Genomic DNA, 511 nt, shown 5'->3' with positions numbered 1-511 from the left:
AAAAATATCGGTAAACAAACGGGTGGATTAATTGGTGCGGCAGGCGGTGTGGCCAGCGGTGCCGCCGGCGCCCTTTCAGGCGCAGAAGCCGGCGCGGTGCTGGGAGTAGTCGGCGGGCCGGTGGGAATCGCTATCGGCAGCATCGCCGGGGCGATTTTGGGTGGTCTGTTCGGTGGGGTCGCAGGTGGCATTGCCGGGGCCACGCTGGGCGAGCAGATCGATGAAAAAATCCTTCACAACTATCAGTGCCTGGCGTGCGGTTACAGCTTCAGCGTCAACCGTTAAGTCGTTGTGAACAGGCGTCGTTGGTTAATGAAACGACGCGCTTTTCCCTTCATTCGCAAGGAATCATTTCCATGGCTCATCTCGTTGAACAAATGGCTTACGTTGGTGCCACGCCCTGGCATGGTCTGGGCAGTCGCCTCTCCCCCAAACAACCGCTCGAAGTCTGGCAGCGTGAAGCGGGTATGGACTGGCAGATTCAGGAAAGCCCGGTCCATTTTAAGTCTGA

General features: G+C 57.9%; 1 protein-coding gene and 1 pseudogene. Both read left to right on the top strand.

Annotation, left to right across the window (positions count from 1 at the left end):
• Nucleotides 1-285 (top strand): hypothetical protein (locus tag JFT66_RS29670; RefSeq protein ID WP_233097232.1); only part of this gene is annotated, 285 nt, incomplete at its 5' end.
• A 71-nt stretch (nucleotides 286-356) separates the two neighbouring features.
• Nucleotides 357-511: pseudogene (locus JFT66_RS30360) on the top strand (DUF932 domain-containing protein); the annotation flags it as partial.

Source organism: Pseudomonas sp. MF6755, assembly GCF_016405635.1.
Taxonomy (GTDB): Bacteria; Pseudomonadota; Gammaproteobacteria; order Pseudomonadales; family Pseudomonadaceae; genus Aquipseudomonas; species Aquipseudomonas haemolytica.
This window is presented reverse-complemented; position numbering and strand designations above follow the sequence as displayed.